Source organism: Pseudoalteromonas sp. XMcav2-N, from assembly GCF_024124545.1.
Taxonomy (GTDB): Bacteria; Pseudomonadota; Gammaproteobacteria; order Enterobacterales; family Alteromonadaceae; genus Pseudoalteromonas.
In genome coordinates this window covers 402,040-415,156 of the sequence record NZ_JAMXSF010000002.1, presented here as the reverse complement: position 1 = coordinate 415,156, position 13,117 = coordinate 402,040, and the positions used below count along the sequence as shown (strand labels likewise).

Here is a 13,117-nt window from a genome sequence, read left to right as displayed (position 1 = left end):
CAGACTAAAATTTAGTGCAGGATAATGAATTTGGGCATAAAATAAAAATTATTAAAACTTTGGTATAAAATAAATTTTATTTATGAAGTTGGCAGATATTCAGGTACTCGATGCCGTAGCAAATGCAAAGCCTGAGCGAGGCGGCAAAAAGATTGTATAAATCACAACCAGCGGTCACGCAAGCCTTAAAAAGGCTGTCCGATGAGCTGGGCTTTGCGCTGGTGACGAGAGAAGACTATCGGATAAGGCTTACAGAGCAGGGCAAGCGCTTTCATCAGCACGCTCAAAAGTTGTTGGAGCATCATAACCATCTCAAAATTCTGGCGGATGAATTTTCTCAGGGCAACGAAGCAAAATTTCGCATTTGCTATGAACCTATGTGCCATCAGGAAACGTATAACGCCCAGATTAGCAGCACGTTTAAGCAATTTCCCTCAACTGAACTGGTGATTTCCAGCGGCAGGCGCTTTGTGGCTCTTGAGCAAGTGAATGCTGGCGCCGCTGATCTGGGAATAGGTCCTTGGTTTGACTTGTTTCACGCCACCGGAGAACTCGAATCTGTTGCAATAGGAGAAACTAAACTAGGGGTGGTTGCCAAACGAGGCTTGTTGCCCAAACGTATGTACTATGATGAACTGAGCCTCTATCCTTGTCTTGCGATGGTAGAGAGCGGTTTCGATTTTGACAGTGAGCGTTTGGCCTATTCCAGAGGATTACATGTGATGAAACTGGATGATGTCAGTACCATTAAACTATTCTTATCTCAGGGAGTTGGGTTTGCACTGACCAGCCTCAACACCTGTCGACAGGAGTTGGAAAGCGGTGAGCTTGAGCGCATTGAGATCATAGATCGACAACATGAATTCACTGCCGCAATACATGCATTTCGTCGTCATCAAAGTCATTATGGACCGGTTGCCCGGCATTTATGGCAACAGGTCACAGCATTAGGAGCGCAGTTTGCTAGAGGAAGCTAAAGAGGAATTCAGAACCAAAGTCTTCACCCTGATTGGGGCCATTCCACCTGGCAATGTAGCAACATACGGGCAAATAGCTGCTCTTGCCGGGGCACCCAAGCATGCAAGGGCGGTTGGTTACTTATTGAAGCATTTGCCTGCGGGGTCGAGTCTGCCCTGGTACAGAGTGATTAACAGTCAGGGAAAGATTTCTTTTCCACCTGAGAGCGACAAATTCAGCGAGCAGAGTGCGTTGCTGCGCTCGGAGGGTGTGCAGATACAAGGCGGTAAAGTCGCTTTACGCCGGTATCAGTGGTGCTAAATCTATCCGTCATTTTTAAGTTTTGGAGAGACCAATGATAGAGCAAGCTTTTAACTTCAACAGTCCCATTAAAATAGGTATCAGCGCGTGTCTGGCAGGGGATAAAGTGCGTTTTGATTCCGGGCATAAACGCAGCAATTTTTGTATGGACGAACTGGCTGAGTACGTCGAATATGTACGTTTTTGTCCTGAAGTGGCCATTGGTTTACCCATTCCGAGAAAAACTATTCGTCAGGTCAGGGTAGAAGATGTGATTAAGGTCGGCCCTGCGCACAGTGATGAAGATTATGCCCCTGACCTTGCTGAGTACGGAAAGAAGGTATCAGATGAGCATGGCACGCAGTTGTCTGGCTATATCTTTTGTGCCAAAAGCCCTAGTTGCGGTATGGAACGGGTGAAAATCTATAATGAAGCCGAAACGGGCAATACTTCCGAAGGTATAGGCATCTTTGCCGAACAAATCATGGCACGTAACCCGCTGCTGCCGTGCGAGGAAAATGGCCGACTGAACGATATGCACCTGAGAGAAAATTTCGTGATGCGTGTCTATGTGTATAAAAGTTGGCAGGAACTGGTGGTCAGTAACCCAGGATTACATGAATTAACGACCTTTCACGCGCGCCACAAATATTTATTGATGAGCCACAATTACGAGGCTTATCGCGAACTTGGCAGGCTGTTGGCAGAAGGTAAGGGAACAGATCTGGATGAGCTCAGAGGGACTTATATCAAAGGGCTGATGGAGGCCTTGTCACGACCCGCCAGGCGTAAAGATCAGGCGAATACGTTGTCGCATTTGCAGGGCTATTTTAAGAAAGTGCTGGGCAAGGTTGAGAAACAGGAACTTTGCCGTGCAATTGATGATTATCGCATTGGCCAGGTGCCTTTGCAGGTTCCATTAACCCTGTTGCGCCATCACCTGATAATGCATCCAAACGACTACCTGATGCAACAGGTGTACTTCCATCCTTATCCTAATGAACTCAAATTGAGGTATGCGATTTAATGTCTGCACTGTTTTGGTTTCGTCGCGATTTACGTGTCTATGGCAATGAAGCGCTTATAGAGGCCGTTGAAAGTGGCGCCCGTGATGCACTTTTCTTCGTCTGTGAGCAGCAGTGGCAACAGCACAATGCTGCTCCTGTTCAGGTTGATTTGCTTAAGCGGCGAGTGGTGTGGTTGGGGCATAAACTGGCCGAGTCAGGTGTGCGCTTACATGTACTTGATGCAGGTAGCTTTGCTCAGGTACCCGCATTGCTAGCTCAGTTTTGTCAGACCCATGAGGTTAATGAGGTTTATGCCAACCACGAGTATGAAGTGAATGAGCAGGCCAGAGACAAAGCCTGTCAGGAGGCGGGAGTACAATTGCACCTATTCGATGGCGATGTCATAGCACCGCCTGGGAGTGTTACGACTGCCAGTAACGAAATGTATAAAGTGTTTACGCCATTTAAAAAAGCCTGGCTCAAACAGTATGAGCAACAGCACTTTTTCTTGCCAGGCTGGCCCGAGCTAGACCTGACACCACTAAAGTGGGAAGCGCCAGAGCTACTAACGGGGGACGGAAGCTCAGATAAGTGGCCAGTTGATGATGAAACCCTGGTGAAGGTCGCGCAAGCATTTATTCAGGATAAAATGGCAGATTATAAGGAGCACAGGGACTTCCCGGGTGTAAAAGGCACCTCAGGGCTGAGCCCTTATCTTGCATTGGGTATGGTGTCGGTGAAGCAATTATTGGCTGAAATCCAGCTTCATTTCCCGGATTTGTTACACACGACCAGTACCCCAGCGTTCAGCTGGGTGAATGAGTTGATCTGGCGCGAATTTTACCGACACCTTATTTGCGCGTATCCAAAACTGTGTAAAGGCTTTAATTTTAATGAAAAGTACAATGAGGTCAGTTGGCGCCAGGATGAGGCTCAGTTTCAGGCCTGGTGTGCAGGTAAAACAGGTTACCCGATAGTCGATGCGGCCATGCGCCAGCTTAACCAGACCGGGTGGATGCATAATCGTTTGCGCATGATTGTGGCAAGCTTCTTAACTAAACACCTGTTGATAGACTGGCGCAGAGGTGAGCAGTACTTTATGAGCAAGCTGATTGATGGAGACCTGGCGAGTAACAACGGTGGCTGGCAGTGGGCCGCCAGTACCGGATGTGATGCACAACCTTATTTTCGAATTTTTAATCCGATCAGTCAAAGTGAAAAGTTTGACCCACAAGGTGATTTCATTCGTAAGTTTGTGCCTGAGCTAAGTGGGGTACCGGCGAAGTCAATTCATTTCCCTCATGATTATTTACAGGCATTTGCGATAGATGGTTACGTTGAACCTATAGTAGAGCACAAAGCTGCACGGGAAAGAGCCTTGTCTGCGTTTAAGGTTTGAGCGGCGACTGATATTTACTGTGAGCTCACAGGTGACGCGGGCTGGCACGGGATGTATGCAAAGTAATCAAAAAGTGCACGTTTTTGTGCCTGATATGTTTACACCCGCGTCAGAGAAGGCGAAATAGCGTAAATATTTTAGTTAAAAGGGGATTTTAGGCTTGCACAAAGAAAAAAAATGGATAAACATAGAATCCGCTTCGGCAAATTATAAAAACATAGGAATTATACAATGAATAAAGCTCAACTAGTTGAAAAGATGGCGGCTGACGCTGAGATCTCAAAAGCTGCAGCGGCACGCGCGCTGGAAGCATTCACTGGTGCTGTAACTCAGTCTCTTAAAGATGGTAACTCAGTGGCACTGGTTGGTTTTGGCACTTTCTCTGTAAAAGAGCGTTCAGCGCGTACGGGTCGTAACCCTCAAACTGGCGCTGAGATCCAAATTCCAGCGGCGAATATCCCTTCTTTCAAAGCGGGTAAAGGCCTTAAAGATCAGGTTAACCCTTAATAAACTGCTAGCACAGTTTTATATATTTTAAAAAAGGGGCTTTTGCCCCTTTTTGTATTAACCTCTTAATGCTTTATCTCCTCGTCCTATTCCTACAGTTCCGGAACGCACGATTTCAATAATATCGCTTTCATGTCTGAGCATATCCAGAAATGACTCTATCTTGTCACTGCTGCTTGCCAGTTGTACGGTATAACTGCGTTTACCCATGTCCAATATTACGCCACCAAAGACGTCTGTTACGCGCGTGACCGAGGCTCTGGTTTGTTCATTACCCGCAAATACCTTGGCGAGCAATAGCTCGCGCTCGATATGAGCAGCTTCAGTGAGGTCGATGACTTTAAGCACGTCAACGAGTTTGTTTACCTGCTTGGTGATCTGTTCAACAACTCTGTCATCTCCATGTGTCGTTATGGTAATGCGAGAAAGTGTTTTGTCGTCGGTTGTGCCCACAGTTAAGCTGTCAATGTTATATGCGCGTTGAGAGAACAAGCCCACAATCCGTGACAGAGCGCCCGGCTCGTTTTCAAGTAAAATAGCCAATATTCTACGCATTATGCTTTTACTCCTTTTTTCAACCACATATCATCAATGGCACCCAGTTTAATTTGCATGGGGTAAACGTGTTCATTTTCGTCCACGCAAATATCCAGAAAAACGAGACGGTCATTGATGGCGAATGCTTGCGCTAAAGCGTCGTCTAATTCATCCGGGTGGTCGACTCGGATCCCGACATGTCCATAGCTTTGGGCAAGTGCAACAAAATCGGGCAGGGATTCCATATAAGAGCTCGAATGACGTCCCCCATACATCATGTCCTGCCATTGGCGCACCATACCCAAAGAGCGGTTATTGAGTGAGACAATTTTCACATTGAGTCCGTATTGAAGGCAGGTGGAAAGTTCCTGAATGTTCATTTGTATAGATCCATCACCAGTTACGCACACAACATCCGCGTTGGGGTAGGCAACTTTTACACCCATTGCAGCGGGCAGACCAAAACCCATGGTTCCCAGGCCGCCGGAGTTAATCCATTGTCTGGGGTGTTTGAAGGGATAGTATTGGGCTGCAAACATTTGATGTTGGCCTACATCAGAGCATACATATGCGTTACCATGGGTAATTTGGTAGAGCTTCTCTATCACGGTTTGTGGTTTGATTTTTTCCCCTTGAGCTTCGTACGACAAACAGCGCTGTTCTCGCCAAGCTGTAATTTGCTGCCACCATGACTCCTGTGCTGCACGATCAATACGCAATGTGCTTTTCTCAATTGCACTTTGCAGCTGTTCCAGTACGGTTTTCAGGCAACCGACAACAGGAATATGTGCCTGGATTGTCTTGGAAATTGAAGTCGGATCTACATCAACGTGCACTATGGTGGCATCGGGACAGAACTTTTTGACATTATTTGTTACCCGATCATCAAAGCGGGCACCCAATGCCAGAATAACATCTGCATTGGCCATCGCTTTGTTTGCTTCCAATGAGCCGTGCATACCTAACATGCCCACAAAATTTGGGTGCGTACCGCTGATCCCGCCCAGGCCCATTAAAGTGTTGGTGATCGGGGCATTGAGTGTCTCAACCAATTCTGTGAGTTGCTCTGAAGTATTAGACAGAATGATCCCGCCACCTGAGTATACGACCAGCCGCTTTGCACCCAAAATAGCATCTACCGCCTTCTTGATTTGGCGAGAATGCCCCTTTGAACTTGGGTTGTAAGTTCTCATTTCAATACGTGACGGCATCTCGTAATCGAATTTAAGCTGGGGATTGAGAATATCCTTTGGCAACTCAACAACTACGGGTCCTGGTCTGCCAGAATTTGCCAGATAGAATGCTTTGGCTAACACCGATGGGATCTTTTCAGCGTCACGACAGTTAAAGCTATGTTTCACGATGGGGCGCGAACAGCCAACTATGTCAGTCTCCTGAAATGCGTCATCGCCAATCAAATTTGAAGGCACCTGACCAGACAGCACTACCATAGGAATACTATCCATATAGGCGGTTGCTATGCCCGTTACACAGTTTGTGGCACCTGGTCCAGAGGTTGCGAGTACAACACCGGTTTTTCCCGTACTTCTGGCATAGCCGTCAGCCATATGTGTAGCCGCCTGTTCATGTCTGACCAGGATATGTTCAACCTGATCTTGTGCAAACAGGGCATCGTAGAGATCCAGCACTGAACCACCCGGATATCCGAAAATATAGTCAACTTCCAGTTCGGCCAGTGCCTTTACAACTAGCTCTGAGCCGTTAAATTGCTCACTCATTACCTCATTCCTCAGCAAAGTTTAAATTAAAGGCAAAAAAAAACCCCGCTAGTGCGGGGTCTGTGCAAACGTTCGCTCACAACGGCCCCGCTGGACTTAACACTAAGACCAGTACGAGTACCACAACTGTGAATAGAATAGTTTGCATAGTTAATTTCTGCGTAAAAAGTTTAATCTGATGTTCTTTATTTAAAGGGTAATCACCGGAACTGTCAAGTTACAAAACGGCCAAAATGCATTAATGTGCCTTTTTGGTGTTTTGAATATTGAAATGCAGTATTTCATGGCAATTTAAAGATGCTTTTGTGGATAAATAATGCGTTTTATTACGTTTGTTGCGTGTTTAGAATTATACTCAGCAACCTGTTACTATCCCTTTGACTATTGTATTGGGTATATTTAGTATGAAATTCAGCCTTTTAGTTCTTATTGCATTGCTTGCACTGCCATTGCAAGCGATACAAGTAGACAAACAGCAGCTTCGTTACTGGCTAGAAAAGCGTGCGGGTCGAGCACTTTCTGACTACGAGGCCAGACAGCAAATTTCAGATTATATCTCTGGGTTAGGTCGCTTTTCTGTGCGTGTGCCTTTCAATGGCAGACCACCTGAGGAGCCCACGCTTTTACGCGGCTATCAGGGGGTATCAGGCAATTCAGTGAATGGTGCGAAAATACTGGCTATTCTGGTCGATTTTCCCGATTTGCCACATGATGATAACCGTTTGGTACAATCTGACTCTGATATGTTCTATCCAACCTATCCTGTCAGTCATTACGAGCAGCTGGTATTTTCAGAACAAGGTTTTAAAGCGCCTGACGGGCAAATACTCATGAGTGCGTATCAATACTATCAGCTGGCCTCAGGGGGGAGCTTCAGCCTTACGGGCGAGGCGTATGGTTGGGTCACGGTAGGTCAAAACGCACAATACTACGGCCAAAGAGTCGGTGTCAGCCGGGACATTAATGTCGCCTCGTTAGTGAAGGAGGCGGTGGAGCTCGCAGTCAGCCGCTATGACATAAATCTGAGCGAGTACGATCTTACCGATTTAAACGATCTGGATGGGGACGGCATCATAAATGAACCCGACGGCGTTGTGGATCATATTATGCTGTTTCACTCAAGCATTGGGGAGGAAGCTGGTGGCGGAGCCTTAGGCACAGATGCCATCTGGTCACACCGCTTTGTGGTATCAGAAGATGGTTATACACCCGTAGCAATTTCCAACAGTGACGTACGCATCCATAATTACACCGTTAACCCAATTGACGCGAGCGTAGGTGTAGTGGTACACGAGTTCGGTCATGAGTTGGGTCTGCTTGACGAATACGATCTGAGCAATGGAAATATAGGCGAACCGGTTGCAAACTGGTCTGTGATGTCTAATGGAAACTGGTTGGGGCCTCTGCGAGGCTCACAACCCGTGTCTTTCTCCCCCCGTAACCTGGAAAGGTTACAAGCAAAATTTGGCGGAAATTGGGTAATTCAGAATGAGATGCAGCTTGTTCAGTTAACTCAGGCAAGCCAGGTAGCGTTGAATCATATTGGTGAGTATACCGGCAAGCCAGATCAGCTTAAGGTGAATTTACCTGTTTCACTTGAGTATATAGGCGAACCAATCAATGGTAAATATCAGTATTACTCTGGTCAGGGTAATGCCAAAATCAGCCGTGCTTCTGTGACAATGACGTTACCTGATAACGAGGAGCTTCGCCTTGTCGCTCAGGCTCGTTTTGATATTGAGGACGGTTACGACTTTTTTCAGGCAAAGATCAATGAGCAGCCCCTTGCTGGTAATTTTACGAAAGCACAACATCCCATTTATCCGTCTGTTTCTAATTATATAGACGGCGACAGTGGCCGTAATGAAGGCGGTTCAAATGGGAGTAAGATTGTCGAGTTAGTATACCCGCTTACTGAGTATTCAGGCCAGACAGTCACTTTGGAACTGTTATATCAAACGGACAATGTTGAATATGGTTTTGGAGTTTTGCTGGATGATATCACTGTATACGCTGGAGAGAATGTGCTCTCTGTTGCTGATGCAGAATCTCCCGAGCAGCTTTCGCTCACAGGTTTTAGTCGAATTGCCAGCTACAGAGCTGGGCTTGAACAGGCATACTATTTACAGCTGAGATCTCATCTTGGCATAGATACGGGACTACAAGGTGCCAGTTATGCGCCCGGTGTATTGGTCTGGTACGGTAATGAGAACGTCGAGAACAACTCTGTATCATTGCACCCGGGCAAAGGTAAAATCCTGGTGGTCGATACAGACCAACTTATCATACCCGGAGCAAATGGCGTGACGCCTGCTGCAACTCGGATCCAATTACGAGATGCGGCAATGAGAGTACATGATCAACCCGCTGGTCTTGGCGATAACCGATTGCAGGCCGTATCAGAATTTAATGATAGCCAGGACTATAGTCACCCTCAGCAACCTCTGTCTGGGGTAGTATTACCTGAAAATGGACTGTCTATTGAAGTCCTCGAGGTAGGCGAAGATTATCGCAATGCACAGCTCCAGATATCTGTAGATACAATGCCTAAAATTCACGTGAAAGTGAATGACTTGAGTGTCGGTTTTTCCGTTTCCGGTCTGGTGCTCAATACGACTGATACCTTCGAATGGCAATTTGGCGATGGTATGCGCAGTGAACTGCTTGAGCCAGAACATCAGTTTCAGGGTCAGGGAGTATATAAAGTAATTTTCACACGAACCAATGAGTCAGGAGAGACACAGTCGATTGAGCAACAGGTGACGATTGCAGCGCCATTAGTGTTGAGTGGTACAAATGTGGTTATCGATAAGGGGAGCCTGGCAGCCAGTGTCCAGTTCCAGGGAGGGGCTAACCCAGTCATTGTAAGTTGGGAGCTGGGTGACGGTACGATATTGAAGGGGAGTGATATTAAACATCAATATCGTTTTTCCGGTCGCTACTTAATCGTAGTCACATTGGAGGATGCCAACGGCAGCAAAGTGAGCAAATCGATAGAAGAAAGTGTTGTGGTACCGCTCAGTGGAAAAATTAACGTGGTAAAGAGTGGGCTGACGACAGACTTTGCATTACTGGCTCAGGGGGGCTCAGGAAATTATGAAATTAGCTGGGCTTTTGGTGATGGTCAGACAGGTAGTGGCGCATCAGTCAGTCATAGTTACGACGGTGCCGGTAGCTATCAGGTGTCAGCAACGCTCACGGATCTAAGCGATAATCAGCAAGTCGTGGTGTCAGCAGATGTAACGCTTGTTGAGTCAACAGGCGAAGGGCAGGGTGGGTCCGCGGGTGGTTTATTGGCGTTGAGTATTCTGATGCTGGTAATGACTGGGACAAGAAAACGCCCTGCATAAGCAGGGCGCTGCTATATTTCGAGCGTTTGTAAGGTTTACAGGCGCTCGATAACTGCTTGTGTGAAGTCAGTTGTACCGTGGTTGCCACCCAGATCGCGTGTTGTACGGTCACCTGATTTGATCACGTCAGCAACGGCATTGCGGATCTTGTCAGCAGTCTCACCCATATCCAGGTATTCAAGCATTTGAATAGACGCCAGGATTACAGAAGTTGGGTTTGCCAGGTTCTTACCTGCGATATCTGGAGCACTACCGTGTACCGCTTCAAAAATGGCAGCATTTTCGCCGATGTTTGCGCCTGGAGCCATGCCCAGTCCACCAACCAGACCTGCACACAGGTCAGAAATTATGTCACCAAACAGGTTAGTTGTGACGACAACGTCGAACTCTTCTGGGGTCATAACCAGCTTCATACAAGTTGCATCAACGATCATTTCCGCTGATTCGATTTCCGGGAAGCGCTCTCCGACTTCACGTGCTACTTTCAGGAACAAGCCAGAAGTAGACTTCAGGATGTTTGCTTTATGAACTGCGGTTACTTTTTTACGGCCTTCACGCTGGGCTAGCTCGTATGCAAAAGTAACGATCTTCTCAGCACCTTCACGCGTGATTTTAGACATAGCTTCTGCTTCGCTACCGTCTTCAGAGACAACCTGGCCCAGGCCTGAGTACATACCCTGTGTGTTTTCACGTACTGTGATGATATCGATGTCGTCGTAGCGTGCTTTTGTGCCTTCAAAAGATTTAACAGGGCGCACGTTTGCATACAGACCAAAGTGCTTACGCAGTGTTACGTTGATTGAAGTAAAGCCTTCACCAACAGGCGTCGTCAGTGGGCCTTTAAGAGTAATTTTGTTGCGTTCAATGGCATCCAACGTTTCAGGAGGCAGCAGCTCACCGGTTTTTTCCAGTGCAGCTAGTCCCGCGTCAACGTACTCATAATCGAATTCACAACCAGCCGCATTCAAAATTTCAATTGCTGAGTCGATGATGCTTGGACCGATGCCGTCGCCACGGATTACCGTGATAGTTTGCTTAGCCATTTATGTTTCCTTTATCAAAAGTAAATTTACATCTAAGAACAGATTAAACTAGTGTAGTTGACCTTTTCTATGATGTTAGATCGCTTGAAAATTTAAGCGCGTTTTATAGCAATTTATTCATTTATATTCCAGTAAGGAATGAACAAATAGCATAAATACGGTGAATGCCCGAAATGCATGTTATTTATAGAATAAATATCAGTCAATTAAATTGTATAAGCCGATGGACTGAAGGTGTGTCATCAGGGTGTCAAGATTAGTCCAGTCATGTAATCTGGCCTGATCTTCCAGCACCTGACGTTGCCAGGCTGAAGTTTCAAAATTTGAGTCGCAGATCAACAAAGTTAATATCTTCACAGCGGTAAAGGTGAGTGCCAGGCCCGAGAGTTTCGATTTACGAGATAGTTCAGACTGTTCAAACGCACGGTGGGCATCACTGGAGGCAAAATGATTATGAAAGTAGTGCTTGAACTCCTCTTCACTGAACTCTGCAAAGCCAAATAGCTGTGCCAGAGAAACCGGGTGAGTACTGTCAGATGAGTCGATGGCGAAGGGAAATCGTTTTATGTCTACACTGTGTCGCTTCAGCATAAATGCGATAGCAGCACTTACCGGAGAGAGTATGTGTTCATAGTGATGGCCATAATTTTGCTGTACAAGTGCGGCCAATACCTGAGCAAATAATTGATATTTATGCCAAATATCCTTTGCAAAAGGGTGCTTAAGTTGCACTATTAATTGCTCAACCAATACCCGCTGGCAGAGTAACGCTGCAGCGTCCAGGCCAACCATAGTGAGGCAATGTCGCAGGTTTGCGCCTTTTTGTGCTTCTCTGTTGTAGAGTCTTGCCGCTTGTGACAAGGCTGTTTCAATTTCTGGGAATGGTGCTATCGTTTTTTCTATGGCTCTGAAGCTACCAAAGTTTGCGCCTCCAAGCTGTTCGACTACATGCAAGGCTTCGGTCATCTGATCCGAAGATGTTGCCAGCGACATGGGCGGGATACGTGACCATACACGATATAACAGCTGTGAATCTGACACTTTTAGTACACGGTAGCACTGCCGATAACGTCTTTGTGTTTTGATCAGGCGAGTGATTTTCCCTGATTGCATAATCGCAAGAATTGCATGGTTTTCTTCCTCGCTAAGTAACAGTGCCTGATGATCAGGGTGTTGTTGCACTGCCCCTGCTGGGTAGGCATCAAGCTGCCTGGCAAGCAGTTGCAAACTGATTTGCAAAAAAGTATGGGTATTATTCAGATACAGTTGCTTAATAACGGCTGGCAGAGAAGTTCGATGATCCTTTTTCATTAATGCGACTGAAATCTGAGTCGCAATAGCGACCAGTAATGTCACATTGTCATACAAAGGTGTGGCGCGTTTGCGACTGATAGACAGCTCATAGCCAGATAACCTTGCGAGGATCCGGGTTACCTGAGGCGACTGTAGTTGTCCGGCACTTAGTACTTTAACTGCCAGTTGATGGCGCAGTCTGAGTTTTTTCGATTCGACGCTTGATAAGGACTTATCAGCTGCGACTTTGTCATATTCGCGACTGGCGCACAATACACTGGCAAAGCTTGCAACCAACAGTTCATGGATCATTTGCTCTGCATAACCATGGGCATAGCCAAGCATGCACAGCAATATCGACTGCTTAACCAGCACGTTAGTTGAATGCCTGTAAGGAGTGGCTACAAAGTGTAGATGGGCATGCAGGGCATTCGGAGCTTGGCGGTACAAGCGGGTGTATTGTTCAGCGAGCTGTGCAAGCGTGACATCAATTTTAGGCCAACTAGCCTTATCGTAGTACAAGGACAATACGGACTCAGATTGAGTCAGGAGTTTATGCAGCTGCCTTGCGATATCCTCATTGACAGTCATTAGAAAGCCTTGTCGTACGCAACAATTGCGCCAGCTCCCCAAAGTGTAAGCTGGCCATTTTCAAACAGTAATCCGGTACATTCATCTTGCGTGGTGATCCCATCCGGTTTGACCAGCTGTGTTCTGTAAAAGACGATCTGCAGCACGCGGTCACCCTCAGACTTAACATAGGTCAGGTCCGGGCTGCCAAGCGTTTCTAACACCTCATCCAGTTCGACTACCATGTCGGGTTTGAGCTTGCTGATATAACGTTTATTGAAGGCTTCTCTGTCTTGCCAGATCATGGCCTGAGGGTCATCTTTATAGAAATTAATGACCAGATACACAATGACACCGTATACGGCAAGACCAAGAAAAACGTATTGTAAAACCTTTTTAATCATTGAAATACACC

10 protein-coding genes and 1 pseudogene are annotated in these 13,117 nt (G+C 46.5%); 6 read left to right on the top strand and 5 right to left on the bottom strand.

Features of this window, described 5'->3' with window-relative positions:
• The first annotated feature begins 82 nt into the window (after positions 1–82).
• The 5 genes and pseudogenes from NH568_RS04595 to NH568_RS04575 all read left to right on the top strand — a co-directional run bounded on the left by NH568_RS04595 (position 83) and on the right by NH568_RS04575 (position 4,170).
• Positions 83–977: pseudogene (locus NH568_RS04595) on the top strand (LysR family transcriptional regulator).
• Complete coding sequence (locus tag NH568_RS04590; RefSeq protein ID WP_253044926.1) at positions 961–1,278, top strand: MGMT family protein; 318 nt, start codon at positions 961–963, stop codon at positions 1,276–1,278. Before NH568_RS04595 ends, NH568_RS04590 begins: the two are co-directional and overlap by 17 nt.
• A gap of 34 nt (positions 1,279–1,312) precedes the next feature.
• Positions 1,313–2,284: a DUF523 and DUF1722 domain-containing protein gene (locus NH568_RS04585; RefSeq protein WP_253044923.1), complete on the top strand. Its 972-nt coding sequence runs from the start codon at positions 1,313–1,315 to the stop codon at positions 2,282–2,284.
• A complete protein-coding gene (gene phrB / locus NH568_RS04580; RefSeq protein WP_253044920.1) occupies positions 2,284–3,663 on the top strand; it encodes a deoxyribodipyrimidine photo-lyase in 1,380 nt (459 codons plus the stop codon). Before NH568_RS04585 ends, phrB begins: the two co-directional genes overlap by 1 nt.
• A gap of 231 nt (positions 3,664–3,894) precedes the next feature.
• Positions 3,895–4,170, top strand: coding sequence for an HU family DNA-binding protein (locus NH568_RS04575; protein ID WP_054016655.1), 276 nt, complete (start codon positions 3,895–3,897; stop codon positions 4,168–4,170).
• A 57-nt stretch (positions 4,171–4,227) separates the two neighbouring features.
• Here NH568_RS04575 and ilvN read toward each other — a convergent pair whose 3' ends face one another.
• Together ilvN and NH568_RS04565 are read right to left on the bottom strand one after the other, a co-directional pair.
• Positions 4,228–4,725: an acetolactate synthase small subunit gene (gene ilvN, locus NH568_RS04570; RefSeq protein ID WP_138551914.1), complete on the bottom strand. Its 498-nt coding sequence runs from the start codon at positions 4,723–4,725 to the stop codon at positions 4,228–4,230.
• Positions 4,725–6,446, bottom strand: coding sequence for an acetolactate synthase 3 large subunit (locus NH568_RS04565; protein WP_253044916.1), 1,722 nt, complete (start codon positions 6,444–6,446; stop codon positions 4,725–4,727). Before NH568_RS04565 ends, ilvN begins: the two co-directional genes overlap by 1 nt.
• A 404-nt stretch (positions 6,447–6,850) precedes the next feature.
• Here NH568_RS04565 and NH568_RS04560 point away from each other — a divergent pair, with 404 nt between their 5' ends.
• Positions 6,851–9,796: an immune inhibitor A domain-containing protein gene (locus tag NH568_RS04560; RefSeq protein ID WP_253044914.1), complete on the top strand. Its 2,946-nt coding sequence runs from the start codon at positions 6,851–6,853 to the stop codon at positions 9,794–9,796.
• Positions 9,797–9,831: 35 nt separating this feature from the next.
• Here NH568_RS04560 and NH568_RS04555 read toward each other — a convergent pair whose 3' ends face one another.
• The 3 genes from NH568_RS04555 to NH568_RS04545 form a co-directional block, all read right to left on the bottom strand.
• The gene (locus NH568_RS04555; RefSeq protein WP_253044902.1) at positions 9,832–10,839 is read right to left on the bottom strand and encodes an isocitrate dehydrogenase; all 1,008 of its coding nucleotides are present in this window, start codon (positions 10,837–10,839) and stop codon (positions 9,832–9,834) included.
• A gap of 198 nt (positions 10,840–11,037) precedes the next feature.
• Positions 11,038–12,723, bottom strand: coding sequence for a hypothetical protein (locus tag NH568_RS04550; RefSeq protein WP_253044898.1), 1,686 nt, complete (start codon positions 12,721–12,723; stop codon positions 11,038–11,040).
• A complete protein-coding gene (locus tag NH568_RS04545) occupies positions 12,723–13,106 on the bottom strand; it encodes a DUF3192 domain-containing protein (protein ID WP_138543332.1) in 384 nt (127 codons plus the stop codon). Before NH568_RS04545 ends, NH568_RS04550 begins: the two co-directional genes overlap by 1 nt.
• Between the last annotated feature and the right edge of the window lie 11 nt (positions 13,107–13,117).